Consider the following 16,300-nt stretch of genomic DNA (forward strand, 5'->3'; position numbering starts at 1 on the left):
TCTGATCATTCACCTTGGTGCAGCAGAGGGAATGAGTAATGAAAGAGATCGATAGACCTTTTGCGTGATAGTAGAGGAATTGCCTCGAAACTTATACCTCACAGTAGTATGAAAATTTTTCGCATTAAGCAATTATTATTGCAACCAGCGATCTCTCTGAAAAACATCCTCTGGTAAATATCCTAAATCAGGCAACCGAAATTAAATCTTCTGTTCATAGGTGATCTGCAGAGTAAGGGCTTCGCGGCATCTGACCGCTTGGTTTCTTTGTTGATCATGATAGTGTTCTAAACCCTGGGCCTTCTCTTTTAAAGTCTGCCTTTGAAAGCATGACCTAGAAAGCCATCTGCTTGACTAGAACACAGCATAATTTTCCTCAACTTTCAGGAATTACAAAAGCGTTCGACATGAGCTACCAAATGCTGCCCGAGACTGACAAATAGGGTTATCTGCATTTCGCTTTTCTACGACTTTGAGATTACAGGATTTTTTTGGTACTAAGCATATGCCAAAAAGGGTATACCCTTTTCGTCATATCCTCACGATTACAGTAATGAACCCTACAATCGCTTGCTACGTTCGCGTCTCATCCCGTCGCCAAAGAACTGACAGTCAGCGTGCTGAAATCGAACAATGGCTAGCTCGTCATGGGTTCGATCCAGGATCTGTTCTGTGGTTTGAGGATAAGGAAACAGGTAAAACATTGAAGCGAGAAGCGTTTGAACAACTGCAAGCCGCAATTTTTGAGGGGCGAGTTAAAACGGTGATCGTCTGGAAGCTCGATCGCATTTCTCGGTGCCTAAAAGAGGGCATCGCTACCTTGGCAAATTGGTGTGAGCGAGAAGTGCGGGTGGTTTCCGTGACTCAGCAGATTGACTTGAGTGGTGCCGTCGGTAGCATGATTGCCAGTGTCATGTTTGGGTTGGCTGAAATTGAACTAGAGTACCGTCGAGAGCGGCAGGTCGCCGGAATTAAAGTTGCCAAAGAACGAGGTGTCTACAAAGGACGCCAAAAGGGAACAACGAAGGCAAAGCCTCAACGGGCAAGAGAACTCCGCGATCGTGGCTTGACGGCTGCGGAAATTGCTAACGCTCTCAACACGAGTGAACGCACTGTATTCCGTTATCTCAACCTCAGCTTAAGTTGAGGTGGCAGGCGCTAAGAGGATTGAAATTCTAGATTCAGTTGACTGGCGATCGAGACGACGATGCCCTTGTTTCGCAACTCGCCTAATGCTTTGTAGAGATTGCCATCACTCAATTCCCATCGCTCACAGAACGACTCGACAGCCATTGAGGGATTGAGCTGACCAGGAAAATCGATTTGCAGCGCCAAGAAGACATAATCACGATCGCTTGTGAGCAACTTCAAACTCCGTATGCGCAAAAGTTCTTCTCGATCGAGCAAATAGCCAGCAGTTGAGGAGGCAGAGGCAGATTGAGTCATAGATACTCAGTACTTTTGTACTTAAGTATTGTATAGGAACTTTTCCACTGGTAAGTCAAAATCAACAGGTGAGGGGAGAACTCTATATTGAAATGAAGCAAAGGTTAGGAACGCGATACAGGGGTTTTGTTGGCTTCTCGGTTGTAATGAATTCGTCGGGGTTTAATGCGATCACTGCTGCAATATTCAAGGTATCTAAACCGGATAACCCATAGGTGGAAGCTAATTCATAAGCGGATTGGGTCAACTGTTCTAGGCAGGTTGCCCTACCTCCTTAGGTTAGTAATGTACTACGTATACAGGATGCACCGCTGAAGCGACTAGAATTGAGAGCCTTGTCATCTAGGAGAACTATATTTAAGATTGTCTTTAGAATCTCTGTTACGTGGGTTGCAGAAGAAATACCTGAGTTCTTAAGTAAGTATTTTATGAATGGCGCAAGTGAAGTAATCGTTACATCTTTGCCTCTTGAGGGTTTATGCATTCTTGCTGTTGATGACGACCCAGACTCACTACTCCTGCTTACAGTTATTTTGGAGAGCCAGGGTGCAAAAGTTATCCCCGTAGCATCAGCTCACACCGCCTTAGAAGCGGTCAGACTAGAGCGACCAGATCTTTTAATTAGCGATATTGGAATGCCTGAAGAAGATGGCTTAGTTCTCATTAGAAACATTAGAGCGCTCAATAAGGCTCAAGGTGGTGCTATACCTGCAATCGCTCTTAGCGCTCTGGAGCCTGAGCTTTGTCAGCCACAGTGTTTAGCGGCAGGGTTTCAACACTATGTTGCTAAACCAGTTGACCCTGAAGATTTGATCGCAATAATCTTAGACATCCAAACTTTGCCATCGAAGCGGCTACAGAGCTTCGATTCAAAGCTTCAATCAGTCGCCTAATCCAAACCCAGAAGAAGCAAGTTTTATACGAGTACCTGCTGGTAGTCTGAACCATCTGGCATCACCACCCCCTTCATGAGAGCATCGGTGAAATTAGCATCGGTCACAACAGCATTGAACATAAACGCATTTACCAGATTCGCTTCGATCAAGACTGCCCCGATTAGAGAGGCATATCCAAACTGGGCTTCCGTCAGGTTGGCTTTCAGCAGGATGGCATGGCACAAGTTTGCTTCCGTAAAATTGACTCGAGCTAAATTCGCTTCCCGCAAATTTGCCTGGCTCAGATTCGCTCCACTCAAATTTGCTTCCACAAGATTTGCCTTGCTCAAATTAATCCCGGATAAATCCGCCCCAGCCAAATTTACGTGGGCCAGATTGATCCCTTCAAAATTTCGCTCTCCAGCGTCGTACTTTTGTAATAGTTCTTCTGCGTTCATTCTGGCTCCTCGTTAATTACAAACTTCATCGTCAAAACTGAATTATGAGAAGTAATAGCATATAACCTAAAAAACTCTTTCCATTCTCTAGGTAAAAAACAGTTTCTCAAGGCACTACTGAGATTCATCTGAGGTAGCCACGCTTGAAACTACGGCGGCTAGCTCAACTGGATCAATCGGCTTTGGAACGTGTCGCGCAAATCCTGTGAATACCAGTCCTGATGGCATTCCCTCTCGATCACTAGAGGTGAGAGCGATTGCTGGAATCTCTTTACCCCTATCTGTCTCCAATACCTTGACCTGCTGCATTAATAGATTGGCATTCGAGATAGCAGCGTCACTGACAAGGACATTTGGTTGAAACTGATTTAAGGCTTCAATAGCTTTCTGTGCTGATTCAACCGCAGTGACCGTAGCACCATAGCCTTCCAGAATGACGGTTAGCATTTCCCTCACATCAGGTTCGGGTTCGACAACTAGCAGTTGCAGACCCTTCAAAACCTGCTGAGTTTGGGCTAACTCCTCTGCTGGGATCAGTGTGCGGGATGGAGAGACACTGGTGGACACATCACTTGGTAGTGGCAACAGGACCGTGAATGTTGCTCCCCGTCCCTCGCCCTGGCTTTCCACATGCACGGTTCCCCCATGTAGCTCAACTAAGTGGCGAGCCAGCGCCAGTCCCAAACCTAGTCCTTGATGGGGACGTTGAGTACTTCCGTCTGCCTGACGAAATCGCTCAAAGACATGGGGGAGAAAGCTGGACTTGATGCCTTCTCCAGTATCTTGAATCTGAAGTTGAGCGCGATTACCAACACGGCCTAAGCGAATGCTGATTTGCCCCCCATCAGGAGTAAATTTAATAGCGTTTGAGAGCAAACTCCACGCAACCTGCTGTAAATAATTCGGGTCACCTCGTAGCGGTCCAACAGAAGGTTCTAGATGAACTGCTAGCTCAATCGATTTCGCCTCAATTGCCAACCGCAACGAGACGATCGCCGTTTCGATAATCGACGTCAGATCCACCCAAACGGGGTTGAGTTGTAATTTCCCTGTCACGATTCGAGCCGTGGTGAGCAGATCATAAATAATCTGGACTTGGGCTTTGGCATTGCGCTCAACTGCTTCCAGTGCCTGTTGTGCGGTTCGCTCATTTAGGCGCTGTCGCCGCAAAATGTTTGCCCATCCCAAAATTGCGTTCGAGGGGGTTCTCAACTCATGAGAGAGGGCCATCAGAAATTGGTCTTTTAAGCGATCGGCTTCCATTGCACGCTGGTGCAGTTGGGCATTATCAATAGAGATCGCCGCACGGTTTGCCAAGTCAGCCGTTAACATCAGATCGGTCTGACTATAGCGACGCTCTGAGTCGGAAACAGCAAGTAAGAACGTCCCAAAAATGCGATCCCGCGCCTTCAGCGGTAAAACGATGATGGACTGAACAGCAAGCTGGCGATAGAGTTCTCGCAACTGCTGGTCCTGAACAAGGGATCGAGCTACAACATCAGACCACTGAACAACCAGCTGAGGCAGTCCGGTTTGCAGCACTCGGACAAGTAGGCAGCTAGAACGAGCAACACTGGACTGGCAATACCGCCCCAACTGATCAACCAAAGATTGCTTTTCAGGCTGGTGGTGAAGCGATACAACAGGCTGGAGCCGCCCATCTTCCTCAAGCTTATGAATCAGGCAAAAGTCAGATAGGAAGGGGACTGTCAGTTGGGCAACATGGGCAAGTGTCGTGTGATAGTCGAGTGAAGAAGATAAGACAGCGCTGGCTTCGCACAAGAAAGCATAGCGTTGCTCGGCTTGCTCTGCTCGAATGCGAGCGGCTTGTGCCTCAATGAGTAATTGATTACGCTCTTGCTCAATGCACTTTCGCGCCGTAACGTCTTGAAAGAAAACTGCCACCCCCTCGGCATAGGGGTAGAGGGTATTTTGAAACCAGCAATCTAAAAAGGGAGAATAATCTTCAAAGCTAATGGCGGACCGTGTTCGAGCCACCTCTTGGCATTGACGATAAAACTCAGAATCGATCGCTTCTGGAAAAACATCCCCCATGCTTCTACCAATCAATTCTGACTGCGTTTTCCCCAGCAACTCCTCGGCTTTTGGGTTGACATAGGTATAGCGCCACTCGCGATCATAAGCACAAAACCCATCAGTAATGCTCTCGAAGATTTGAGCGAGTCGCTCATTGGTCGCCTTTAGCGCAACTTCTAATTGTTGCTGCTTTGTCGTTTGAGCAGCAAGTTTAGTATTGAGGCGAGTTAAGGCAGTCGCTCTTTCTTCCACCTGGCTCTGCAGGTTGGTGCAGGTCTCCTGCATCTTCAATTCAGCTTGCTTGCGAACCGTGATGTCTTGATAGAGCACTACTAATCCTGCGGCGGAAGGGTAGGCATGAATCTCAAACCAGACATCGAGCGGTGCGTAGAATTCTTGGAAGTAGATTGAACGTTGCTCGGTGAGCGCTCGCTGGTACTCTCGATAGAAGTTGGTTTCAACCGCTTCTGGATAAAGCTCCCATACACATTGTCCTAACAGGGCTTGGGGAGTCTGACCAAGGATTTCGGCACCTCGCTGATTGACAAAAATAAAACGCCACTCGCGGTCAAATGCGACAATCCCATCGGTAATCGTATCGAGAATGCTATTCATCTGCTATCGCCGTTCCAGTCCCTCGTTACACTTTAGACAAGCAGCATGATTGAAGGCAAGCCGCCAATGCTCCTAACAACCGTCAGAATCTTGACTAAAGTCCCCACTCTTTGAGCAAGAAGCCACTCAAGCCTTAATCTTTATCGCAATTTCTCCAAGAGGATATATTCAGCACTGGTCAAGGGTCATCTCCATTGCGAGGTAAAACAATTCAATTACGATTAGCAAACCATTTCTCTACCAGCCTCACGAATACTTTATTCAATGGATGAAGCTAAACTATTCTTTAGATAGTGGACATAGCGGAAGTTCAGATCACCTGGTAGTAAAGAATACAAACTTGCTTTAATTCACGGGTTGAAGGAGCATTCCAACCGCTCACTAGACCTATCGTGCAGCAGCGACAAAGCTAGAGAATTGGAGGAGGCTCCTCTCGTGACTACCTAGAACCAAGAATTTCACTTAGAAAGAATTACGAATCGATAGCTGTGTAACTGCTCCCAAGCGGGAGGGTGTACCGTGCTTTGTAATGAACCTTTGGGTTGCTTCCACTAAGCTAAATTGCCTCACTTGTTCCGTAAGAGAGCAAACATAACATGTCGTCACCTTCTCAATACCCAATTCTCTTAGCTGAGGATAATCCAAACGATCTGTTGTTCATAAAACGGGCGATCGACCGTGGGAGCCTACCAGTCATCCTCTACCACGTGGTCAATGGGGAGGAGGCCGTCAGTTATTTGAAGGGAGAGGGGCAGTATGGGGATCGCGAGCGCTACCCCTTACCCAGCTTAGTCATCTCCAATATGAAAATGCCTCGGATGAATGGGTTGCAACTCTTGCAATGGATTCGGCAGCGATCGGCGTGGAGAGATTTGCCTGTAGTTGTGCTGAGCAGTTCTGGAGATCCAGGGGAGGTTGGGCAGTTTGAGCGACTGGGCGCAAATTCGTATTTTGTTAAGCCTGTTGATCTCAACGATTTAGTAACCACCCTTCAACAAGTCATCGCCTTCTTACCCCCACTGGGTTAGAGGGTCGGCTTTTAAGCTTAGCGTTAGCATATGAAGGTGTTAACTACAGCCTGCTTGTTGCGATCATTCAACAGATTCACTTAAGAGTAGTCTGCTAATGACTGGTTGCTCAAGTAGTCCTGCTTCAGGAGGAGGCTAGACAATGTCAGGAGCAAGACGGATATTACTGTCTCGCTATGGTATCTCTGTACTGGTAAGCTTACTAGCGTTACTGATCCGGTTTCTGCTAGTGCCAGTGCTCGGCTATGAAGCACCGCTATTGGTCTTCATCATGCCTGTCATGTTTGCGGCCTGGTATGGTGGACTAGGTCCAGGGTTACTGGCAACGGCCTTAAGCGCTCTGGTTGGCACCTACTTTTTTGTCCAACCTTTATATAGCCTCAGTGTTACCGGGATAGCAAACGGAGTGCGGATTGCGATCTTCCTGACCGAAGGGGTGATGATTAGCTATCTCAGTCAGGCCCTTATCACATCTAAGCAGCGGAGTGAGAAAACAACCCTGGCATTGGGGGAGAGCGAGGAAAACTATCGCCTACTTGTAGAGGGGGTGCAAGACTACGCCATCTTCCTACTTGACCCCAATGGCAAAATTACAACCTGGAATACAGGAGCAGAGCAGGTCGAAGGTTACTCTACCTCTGAGGTGTTAGGTAGGCATTTTTCATTATTATTTCCACCAGAAGCCCTTGAGCAGCACCAGCCAGAGCAGGAGTTACAGATTGCTACTACAGAAGGTCAATATAAGGGACAGGGCTGGCGGCGACGAAAGGATGGGTCGTTATTCTGGGCAGATGTGGTATTGAGTGCCTTACGAGACAAGCAGGGTAATTTGCGGGGTTTTTCAAAGGTCACACGCGATGTTACCGATCGCAAGGCAGTAGTAGATGCATTACAAGAGAACGAACAACGATTTGTTACTTTAGCTCAAGCCTCTCCGGCTGTCATTTTCCAATTTAATGCAGCGAATGAGTGTATCTATATCAATTCCCGTTGGAGTGAGTTAACAGGTTATTCGGAGGCATCTGCTTTGGGAATGGGCTGGGTAAAAACTTTCCACCCGAACGACAGCGATCGCTTGGTGCGAGAATGGCTACAGTGGACACAGAATGCTCGTCAACATAGTATTTACCAGAACGAGGGCAGAATTGTATGTCTAGACGGTAGTATCCTCTGGTACTACATTCAAGCGCTTCCACTGATTGAGGCTAGCTCTGTGAAGGGGTATATTGGCGTCTTGATTGATGTCACTCAGCGCAAACAAGCCGAGCAAGCAATTCTGAGTTTAAACCGAGAACTCCAGCGGCAGTTAGCGGAGTCTAAAACACTATTAGACGTTCTCCCCGTTGGTGTTGGTATTGCTGAAGACCCCCAGTGTGAAAAGATTCGGGTCAACTCAGCCTTTGCTCAAATGTTAGCGATCGCTCCGACTGGAAATGCGTCTTTAAGTGCACCAGAGGGCGAGCGCCCCACAAACTTTAAGGTTTACCAGAACCACCAAGAACTTGCTCCTGAAGGACTACCCTTGCAACGTGCAGCGGCAGAGGGTATTGAAATTCGCGATCTTGAGCTTGACATTGTTTGGAACGATGGCACCACCCTAACGCTATTAGAGTATGCTGCCCCGCTCTTTGATGAGCATGGACAAACGAGAGGCAGTATCGGTGCATTTTTGGATATCACAGTTCGTAAGCAAGCCGAAGAGACACTACGCAAGGCTTTAAGTGACCTAGCTAATGTCAAATTTGCCCTCGATCAGGCGGCAATTTTAGCCATTACTGATGCTCAAGGAACGATTACTGAAGTCAACGATAAATTCTGTGAACTCTCCAAATTCTCTAGGGAGGAACTGGTTGGGCAAAATCACCGCATTATTAACTCGGGCTATCATCCCAAAGAATTTTTCCGGAATCTTTGGGCAACGATTACTAAGGGCGAAGTGTGGCATGGCGAGATCAAAAATCGCGCCAAAGATGGCACCTACTATTGGGTAGACACAACCATTGTTCCCTTGCTTGACGAGTTTGACAAACCTATCCAATACCTTGCCGTACGGTTTGATATCACTACCCGCAAGCAGGCAGAAGAAGCCTTAGCCAAAGAGACAGCCAATAGTGATTTAGAGCGCAAACGCTTACGGGCTGTTCTCGACATTCTGCCAGTCGGCGTGTTCATTGCAGATACAAACGGGCATCTCCTTGATATGAATCCAGCGGCTCGCACACTTTGGGGAGAAGAAGCCCCGTTGCTAAACTCAATAGATGAGTACCGGGAATACAAGGGGTGGTGGTCCGGAACCAACCGGCGTCTCTCTAGCCAAGACTGGCCGCTGGCCCGCACTTTACGGGAGGGACGAACCTTCTTGAATGAAGAGATTGAAATTGAGACGTTTGACGGTCAGCGTAAGACAATTTTGAATTCAACCATTCCCATTCAAGATGGAGCCGGGACAATTTCCAGTGCAGTGGCAGTCAACGTTGATATCACCCGACGCAAACAGACAGAGGAATCCCTGCGTCGCACAGTTCAACGATTGGAAACCTTACAACAGATCGATCGCGCCATTTTAGAAGCTACCTCATCCGCAGCCATTGCTGACTCTGCCCTGCAACGGCTTAATCAGGTGATTGCGTATCAGCAGGCAGGAGTTGTGCTATTCAATTTTGAGGCTCAGGAAGCTCAAGTGCTGGCAGGAAAGGTTGACTCGACAGCGGCAGGTTCCGTCTTGCCCATTACCTCACTCTCACCAATCGAGAGCTTGCAGTATCGGGAAACAGTGCGCTACATCGAAGATTTGGGCAGCATGCTTCAGCGTCCTCCCATGTTGGAGTATCAGTTTACGCAAGGAACCCGTAGCGTCCTGATTGTGGCCCTGTTGGTAGAGAGAAATTTGATCGGAGATTTGTATTTATTTGCTGAGGCACCTGCTGCTTTCAATGCCGAGCATCGGGCGATCTCCCAGGAAATTGCCAATCAGCTTGCCGTTGCGATTCAACAAGCCCGGTTGCGAGAACAACTGCAACAGTATACGGCTGAACTGGAACAACGGGTAGAAGCGCGAACCACCGAACTTCAGGACGCAAATGAAGCGCTGCAAGCCTTTACCTATTCGGTATCCCATGACCTACGTGCCCCCCTGCGCTCGATGGAGGGATTAGGGACGATTCTGCTGGAGGATTATGGCGATCGTCTCGACGAGGATGGGCAGGAATATACGAGGCGGATTGTGCAAGCGGCTCAAGAAATGGACACCTTGATTTTGAACCTACTGGACTACAGCCGCCTCAGTCGGGCAGATATTCAACTACAGGCACTGGATCTCAATCGGGTAGTCGCAAAAGTCGTAGCCCACCTCCAAGATGACATTGCTGCTAAGCGCGCTCAAGTTAAGGTTGAGCCAGATCTCCCCAACGTTATGGGGCATTACATCACCCTCAGCCAAATTCTCACCAACTTACTGACCAATGCACTGAAATTTACTCACCGCGATCGCCAACCCCAAATTCATCTTTGGGTGGAAGAACGATTCGATGGAACAGCCGAGTGGGTACGGTTATGGGTGGAAGATAATGGTATCGGCATTGAACCTAGATTTCAGGAGCAAATCTTTCAGGTGTTTGAGCGTTTGCATAGTGCCGAGACCTATCCAGGTACAGGCATTGGGCTGGCGATCGTTCGCAAAGGAGTCGAACGGATGGACGGGCGAGTTGGCGTCGAATCACAGCCAGGGCAAGGTAGCCGATTCTGGATCGAGTTACGCAAGCCACCTGCATAATTTGAAAGAAATACGTATTTCATCCCTATGCGAATTCTGGTAGCTGACGACAATCCCAATCAACGACTTCTTATTATTCGAGAACTGAAAAAAGAATTTTCAGGGCTACAGACTCAAGAAATTGTCGATGAAAACACATTTGAGCAAGCGCTAGCGGACAATCGATTTGACGTAGCAATTATCGATTATCAATTGCTGTGGACTACTGGACTAGACTTGCTGCATCGGTTAAAGCGGCGCTCGCCTGATGGTCCAGTCATCATGTTTACCGATACTGCTAATCAAGAAATTGCCGTTGAAGCCATGAAGGCAGGTTTAGATGACTACATTTTGAAGTCATCTAAAAATTATGTGCGTTTGCGGGCATCTGCAAGGGCAGCTGTAGAACGAGCTGGAGCCAGGCAGAGAGCCGCTCTATTAGAGATTCGTTACCAATCATTGCTAGAGCAACTGAGTATTGGAGTGTTTCGGGCAACGAGCGACCGCCGTTTAATTGAAGCGAATCGCGCCTTTCTTCAACTATTTCAAATTAATTCTCTCGCAGACGAATCGACTAGCCAGTTCACCGAACAGTTGTCAGAAGCCACAGACCTTTCACCCGGGCAGAAGCGAGAGCGAGAATTGCAGTTGACCAACAAGGCGGGCGACCCGCTTTGGATTCGTTTGGTTGAAACCCTCAGTTCTATCACTGGAGAAGCAGTCATTAATGGGTTAGTGGAAGACATTACAGAACTCAAACGTTATGCCGATCGACTACAAACTATCCAGGAGGAAGAGCGGCAGCGCTATACTGAGCAGCTTGAGCAGGAGGTGAGCCGTCGTACCCAAGAGCTAGAAGAAGCAAATTGCGACTTGGAAGCGTTTGCATACTCGGTGTCTCACGACCTACGAGAGCCGCTGCGTGCAGTACGCGGGTATGCTCAAATTCTATTGGAGGATTTCTCCAGCGGATTAGATGCAACCGGTCAGGCGTACGCTGCTCAAATTCGGGATAACACCGATCTGATCGATGAGATACTCCAGGGGTTGTTGTCTTACAATCGGCTGAGCCGAATGACGTTAGCACCGCAAGCGATCGAGCTCAACACTATTGTGAGAGAACTTCTCTCTCAGCTTGAAATTCAGTTACGACAAGCTCACGTCATTGTCGAAGAACCCTTGCCCACTGCAATAGGACACTACCTAACGGTGAAGCAGGCAATCACCAATTTAATCACCAATGCCCTTAAGTTCGTGGCTCCAGGCGTACAACCTCAAATCCGAATTTGGAGTGAGCGCCGCGATCAGTTTGTTCGTTTATGGGTTGAGGATAATGGCATTGGCATTGCTCCTCAATACTACGACCAGATTTTTCGTATTTTTGAGCGTCTCCATGGCGTGGAAAGCTACCCAGGTACAGGCATTGGGTTAGCGATCGTCCAGCGCGGACTAGAACGAATGGGTGGACGAGCCGGCGTTGAATCCCAAGTCGGTCAAGGCAGCCGCTTTTGGATTGAGCTACCCGCGTTTGAAGAAGGTGCAATTCAAGGTTAGTCATGAAGCAGAAATTCAGAAAACAATTTATCTTTGTCTTGAGAGGCTTTACTGAATCGTGAACGTAGACCCCTAGTAGCAAAAAAGACAGGCTTGGGACCGGCGGTACTGGAACTTCTGTATCTCAGCTAGCAGAAAAATTCAAGTCAAACTGATATATTTTCTATCTCTATCCAAAGATAGTTGCAACGCATCAATATTTATTATTTTTCTTCGAGAAGTATCAGCATTAGATAAACTGGCAATGCTCAATGCTGATCGATGCCCGAATCATTTGAGTACTACCTAGTATTATTCTTGATCCTGCGATTTCGCACGTGCCTCTAACGGTTCCAACGGTTTCGGCTCTTGGATCGCTAGCCGTAAATGTTCATCACGTTTTACCCCTCTCAATGCATTTACAAATTAAGAGCAGGCTTGAAGGAACCGGATGATTCACTTTTTGCTGATTGATGACAACCCGAACGATCGCACTTTCATTGTGCGGGAACTGGAGCGAGAATTTCCTGACCATAGGGTCAGCCATATCGCCGATGGTGCTAGTTTTGAACAGGCCTTAACGGATAGAAGCTTTAATTTTGTCGTCACGGACTATCGTCTCCGCTGGAGCGATGGATTGACCATTCTACGCAAAGTTCGAGACTGTAATCCCAACTGCCCGGTCATCATGTTTACTGACAGTGGGACTCAGGAAATTGCCGTCGCAGCGATGAAGGCCGGATTGGATGATTACCTGCTCAAGTCTTCTAAACAATTTGTCCGGTTACCGATTGCCATTCGGGCTGCCTTTGATCGTAGACAAATAGAGGCAGAACGGGATCAACTGCTGGAACGGGAACGGGCTGCACGGGTTGAGGCGGAAGCCCAAAAAAAGCGCGCTACTTTCTTAGCGGAAGCGAGCCAAATGCTAGTGTCTTCACTGGACTACCGCCAAGTGCTGACCAGTATCGCTTACATGGCAATTCCTGCCTTCGCCGACTGGTGCTTTGTTGATATTGTCGAAAATACGGTTGTAGATTTCACCAAACCTGTTGTTGCAGCAGTTACACCAGACCTAGAGGCATTGGTGCTCCAACTACGGCAACACTACCCACCCGCTCCGGATGCACCTCACGGCCCTGCTCGGGTCCTGCGAACTGGAACCCCAGAATTAGCATCTGACATTCCTGAAACGATGCTCCTCAAAATCGCTCAAGACGAGGAACACTTAAGGCTGCTGCGTCAGCTTCAAGCGAAATCTTATATGACAGTTCCAATGAACGTAGGAGATCGCACCCTCGGCACGATTACTTTTGCCTCTGGTAGGGAAGATCGCCAATATAGTCAGGCAGACTTGGAGATGGCGTTAGAGCTGGGTTATCGAGCGGCACTCGCGCTCGATCATGCTCGGCTATATCAGGAGGCTCAGGAAGCGAATCGCATCAAGGATGAGTTTCTAGCGATCGTGTCTCATGAGCTTCGCACCCCGTTAAATGCATTGTTGGGCTGGGCACAAATGCTTCGCGGCCGCAAGCTGGATGAGGCAACAGCAGCAAAGGCGCTGGAAACGATCGAGCGCAATGCCAAACTTCAAAGCAAGCTCATTGACGATATCCTTGACATTTCCCGCATTGTCCAAAATCGAATTCGTCTTAATCAGATTGCGGTTCACTTGGTGCCGGTGATCAACGAAGTGCTAGAAGATGTACGTCCTCTGGCCACGGCCAAGGCAATTGAGATTGAATCGATCTTTGATCCATCGGTTGGGCTAGTAACCGGAGATCCAGAACGGTTGCAACAGATTATTTGGAATCTGCTTTCCAACGCCATTAAATTCACTGCTCAAGGTGGACGTGTTGTAGTGCAATTATCTCAAGTTGACAACCAAGCTCAAATCATCATCAGCGACACTGGACAGGGAATCTCTGCTGATTTTCTCCCTTACGTATTCGATCGCTTCCGTCAAGGCGTTCACACCACAACTCGGAAACATGGGGGACTAGGATTAGGGCTGGCGATCGTCCGACATTTAGTTGAGATGCAGGGCGGTAGGGTGTTTGCAAACAGTGATGGGGAGGGATTAGGGGCAACCTTTACCGTGCAATTGCCGATTCGAGAGTTGCAGTTGAGTACACAACCTGAGCCAGAAAGGCTAGGCACTACGGCTGGACTTCCCATGATGACCAACTTGCGAGTCCTTGTCGTCGATGATGACCAAGACACGCTTGATCTCACGTCCTTTGTCTTAGAGGAGTGTCAGGCTGAAGTTAAAACCGCAACCTCTGTGGGTGCTGCATTAGCTGTGTTCTCTCAGTTCAACCCCCATGTTCTAGTCAGTGACATTGGCATGCCTGAGCAGGATGGCTACAATCTCATTCGGAAAGTTCGGCAACTGGAACCTGACCCAAATAATGCGATTCCGGCAATCGCGTTGACCGCGTTTGCGAAAGCAGAAGATCAACAACAAGCGCTCTCGGCTGGATTTCAACGCCATATGGCCAAGCCTGTTAATCCGTACGATCTCGTTGCGATGATTAGTAGCCTGATCAGTTAAGCCAGCTTTATCTTTTCTCAGGATTCTCCAGATTAGATTCAGACGTTGCTAAATAGACAATTGAACGTATTGTATAAAGAGGTGTTTTTGACAAGCGGTTGTACTGTGTCTTCTGAAGAACGCTTCCACATTCTGGTCGTTGATGATTTATTCGATAACGTTCTGCTACTGCAAATGTTATTGGAGGATGAGGGGTATGAGGTGGAAACCGCTGAGAGCGGAACTCTTGCCCTGGAAAAGATCGCAGCGAATCCACCTGATTTATTGCTGCTCGATGTCATGATGCCTGACATGAATGGGTATGAGGTGACGCGTCGAATCCGAGAAAATCCAGCATTGCCCGACTTTCCCATCCTGCTCATTTCGGCCCACGAGCAGGACAATGCAGTTCAAGGACTCGATTTGGGCGCGAACGACTTTATTCGCAAGCCGTTTGACTTTGATGAACTGTTCGCCAGAGTGCGGGCTTTCTTAAGATCTAAACCACAAACTGCACCGTCTCGAACGGTATTAGTCGTCGAGGATAGCCCCTTTGATGCACTCCATCTCGAGCGAGTCTTTCGCCAACTCAAGCTCACGCTTGTGATCCAGCAAGTTTGCCGAGCAGAAGATGCAATGAACTATTTGAGGGGTGAAGGGACTTATGCCGCTCGGTCTCGCTATCCACTACCTGACCTTTTGGTCCTCGACTTGAAGTTGCCCGGAATGCCAGGTCTCGATTTCCTTCAGTGGCTGCGGCAACAACCTGACCTAGAGCAATTACCGGTGATCGCCATGACGGGTTACGGCAATCGAGACTTATCACAAGCGTACGAGCTAGGTATCAACTTCTACTTACTGAAACCCGTTGAGGTCAGCACCCTCACTGCCGCTTTGCAAAAGCTCAGCTTAGTGTAACTTGAACGATAAGCTGAGCCGTTTCCAATCTGAAGATTGGCGGCCTCAAGTGTGTACCGCCTGTTCATGTGCTGCGTATGCTCTAACTAGAGAGCTAAAGACGGGAATCCCTCCAGCCATTAATGAGCTTTGAGTATCAATAGCATCGTTTAAGCGTCTAGGCTCAACACGAGGGCAGGGCTGTTTCATTGTCAGAAATAGAAATTCAGACCCTCGATTCTCTCGTTCAGCGTTCTTAAAATTTCTGCACTTCACAAACGATTGCCTCTTCCGGATATCTCCTGGTGACAATGAAACAGCCCTGCCCTTGATCACTTATGGCACAAGCCCAGCGTTCGCCGCCAACCGAGGAAAGGCGATCGAACCTGTTCTTGAAAACAACAAGGATCTATCCAGCCGCCCGGACATGGACGGGGCGCGGATTCTGGCAAGTCAGATTCAAGTATTGAACGCCATCTTTAATCGCTATGCTCAAATCCCGATCGTAGTGCTAGACAAGAACCCACAAGTGGCAGAAGCCTCGATGCACGTAGCTTTAAGGGCACAAGGCGAATGCAGAAAATCGATCGCGACGCTGAATGAGTTACGCAATCCAAGAAAAACCACGTTTATCAAGAAAAATATCGAGCGCCAGCAAAACAATCTAGTAGCCACTGGTCACGCCCTCGATCAACCCGAACAATTAGGAGAAGCGCAAAATGCCCCATTGGACACCAGAAGCGAGATAGAAACAAGCAGAGCTTATTAGACAGTGGCGACCGTGGGAGTCGAGTACGGGGGCAATTACGCCGGAGGGTAAAGCGATCACCGCTCAGAACTCACTTAAGCACGGGTGGCATACGGCGGAAATGATTGCGATCCGAAAGCGCATGAACGAAATCATCAAGGAGCGCCAAGCGATCGAGAGCCGCATCCCATGGGAAGAATTAGGGCTTTAACGGTTTGCTGTCAAACTGTTTGAGTATTTTTCGGTGTTCATATTGCGGGCAAACCCTCGGCTATGCGCGATTGTGCCCAGCTTTTTTGCTGCAAGCAAGTCAAGTTACCTTAAACACAACTCTAGTTACCTCAAGTTCGAAAATGGGTAACTCCTGAAATCTAGCCAA

General features: G+C 48.3%; 11 protein-coding genes. 8 read left to right on the top strand and 3 right to left on the bottom strand.

Going from position 1 to position 16,300, the window contains the following annotated elements:
- The first annotated feature begins 553 nt into the window (after nucleotides 1-553).
- Nucleotides 554-1,147 (top strand): recombinase family protein, encoded by a 594-nt coding sequence (locus H6F51_01100; GenBank protein ID MBD1821119.1) that lies wholly within the window; start codon nucleotides 554-556, stop codon nucleotides 1,145-1,147.
- An 11-nt stretch (nucleotides 1,148-1,158) separates the two neighbouring features.
- Here the strand turns inward: H6F51_01100 and H6F51_01105 are convergent, their stop codons facing one another.
- On the bottom strand, nucleotides 1,159-1,446 hold the full coding sequence (locus H6F51_01105) for a hypothetical protein (GenBank protein MBD1821120.1): 288 nt from the start codon (nucleotides 1,444-1,446) through the stop codon (nucleotides 1,159-1,161).
- A 449-nt stretch (nucleotides 1,447-1,895) separates the two neighbouring features.
- Here H6F51_01105 and H6F51_01110 point away from each other — a divergent pair, with 449 nt between their 5' ends.
- Nucleotides 1,896-2,339: a response regulator gene (locus tag H6F51_01110; GenBank protein MBD1821121.1), complete on the top strand. Its 444-nt coding sequence runs from the start codon at nucleotides 1,896-1,898 to the stop codon at nucleotides 2,337-2,339.
- Nucleotides 2,340-2,362: 23 nt separating this feature from the next.
- On the opposite strand, the gene H6F51_01115 is transcribed toward H6F51_01110, so the two are convergent.
- Complete coding sequence (locus H6F51_01115) at nucleotides 2,363-2,779, bottom strand: pentapeptide repeat-containing protein (GenBank protein ID MBD1821122.1); 417 nt, start codon at nucleotides 2,777-2,779, stop codon at nucleotides 2,363-2,365.
- Between the two features lie 114 nt (nucleotides 2,780-2,893).
- A complete protein-coding gene (locus H6F51_01120; GenBank protein ID MBD1821123.1) occupies nucleotides 2,894-5,431 on the bottom strand; it encodes a PAS domain-containing protein in 2,538 nt (845 codons plus the stop codon).
- Between the two features lie 596 nt (nucleotides 5,432-6,027).
- Here H6F51_01120 and H6F51_01125 point away from each other — a divergent pair.
- The 6 genes from H6F51_01125 (at nucleotide 6,028) to H6F51_01150 (ending at nucleotide 15,942) form a co-directional block, all read left to right on the top strand.
- Complete coding sequence (locus H6F51_01125; GenBank protein ID MBD1821124.1) at nucleotides 6,028-6,459, top strand: response regulator; 432 nt, start codon at nucleotides 6,028-6,030, stop codon at nucleotides 6,457-6,459.
- Nucleotides 6,460-6,601: 142 nt separating this feature from the next.
- The gene (locus H6F51_01130) at nucleotides 6,602-10,231 is read left to right on the top strand and encodes a PAS domain S-box protein (protein ID MBD1821125.1); all 3,630 of its coding nucleotides are present in this window, start codon (nucleotides 6,602-6,604) and stop codon (nucleotides 10,229-10,231) included.
- A gap of 27 nt (nucleotides 10,232-10,258) precedes the next feature.
- Nucleotides 10,259-11,764 carry a response regulator gene (locus tag H6F51_01135; protein ID MBD1821126.1) on the top strand — a complete coding sequence of 502 codons (1,506 nt, stop codon included), beginning with the start codon at nucleotides 10,259-10,261 and terminating at the stop codon, nucleotides 11,762-11,764.
- Between the two features lie 430 nt (nucleotides 11,765-12,194).
- Complete coding sequence (locus tag H6F51_01140; protein ID MBD1821127.1) at nucleotides 12,195-14,297, top strand: response regulator; 2,103 nt, start codon at nucleotides 12,195-12,197, stop codon at nucleotides 14,295-14,297.
- A gap of 105 nt (nucleotides 14,298-14,402) precedes the next feature.
- The gene (locus H6F51_01145) at nucleotides 14,403-15,194 is read left to right on the top strand and encodes a response regulator (GenBank protein MBD1821128.1); all 792 of its coding nucleotides are present in this window, start codon (nucleotides 14,403-14,405) and stop codon (nucleotides 15,192-15,194) included.
- A 307-nt stretch (nucleotides 15,195-15,501) separates the two neighbouring features.
- Entirely contained in the window at nucleotides 15,502-15,942 is a 441-nt protein-coding gene (locus tag H6F51_01150) for a hypothetical protein (GenBank protein ID MBD1821129.1), read from the top strand.
- Nucleotides 15,943-16,300: the final 358 nt, after the last annotated feature.

This window comes from Cyanobacteria bacterium FACHB-DQ100 (assembly GCA_014695195.1).
Lineage (GTDB): Bacteria > Cyanobacteriota > Cyanobacteriia > Leptolyngbyales > Leptolyngbyaceae > Leptolyngbya.

Excerpts from the sequence above, each read along its gene's own strand:
- H6F51_01100 (MBD1821119.1), top strand. The coding sequence starts at position 554 with ATGAACCCTACAATCGCTTGCTACGTTCGCGTCTCATCCCGTCGCCAA.
- H6F51_01105 (MBD1821120.1), bottom strand. The coding sequence starts at position 1,446 with ATGACTCAATCTGCCTCTGCCTCCTCAACTGCTGGCTATTTGCTCGAT.
- H6F51_01115 (MBD1821122.1), bottom strand. The coding sequence starts at position 2,779 with ATGAACGCAGAAGAACTATTACAAAAGTACGACGCTGGAGAGCGAAAT.
- H6F51_01120 (MBD1821123.1), bottom strand. The coding sequence starts at position 5,431 with ATGAATAGCATTCTCGATACGATTACCGATGGGATTGTCGCATTTGAC.
- H6F51_01125 (MBD1821124.1), top strand. The coding sequence starts at position 6,028 with ATGTCGTCACCTTCTCAATACCCAATTCTCTTAGCTGAGGATAATCCA.
- H6F51_01130 (MBD1821125.1), top strand. The coding sequence starts at position 6,602 with ATGTCAGGAGCAAGACGGATATTACTGTCTCGCTATGGTATCTCTGTA.
- H6F51_01135 (MBD1821126.1), top strand. The coding sequence starts at position 10,259 with ATGCGAATTCTGGTAGCTGACGACAATCCCAATCAACGACTTCTTATT.
- H6F51_01140 (MBD1821127.1), top strand. The coding sequence starts at position 12,195 with ATGATTCACTTTTTGCTGATTGATGACAACCCGAACGATCGCACTTTC.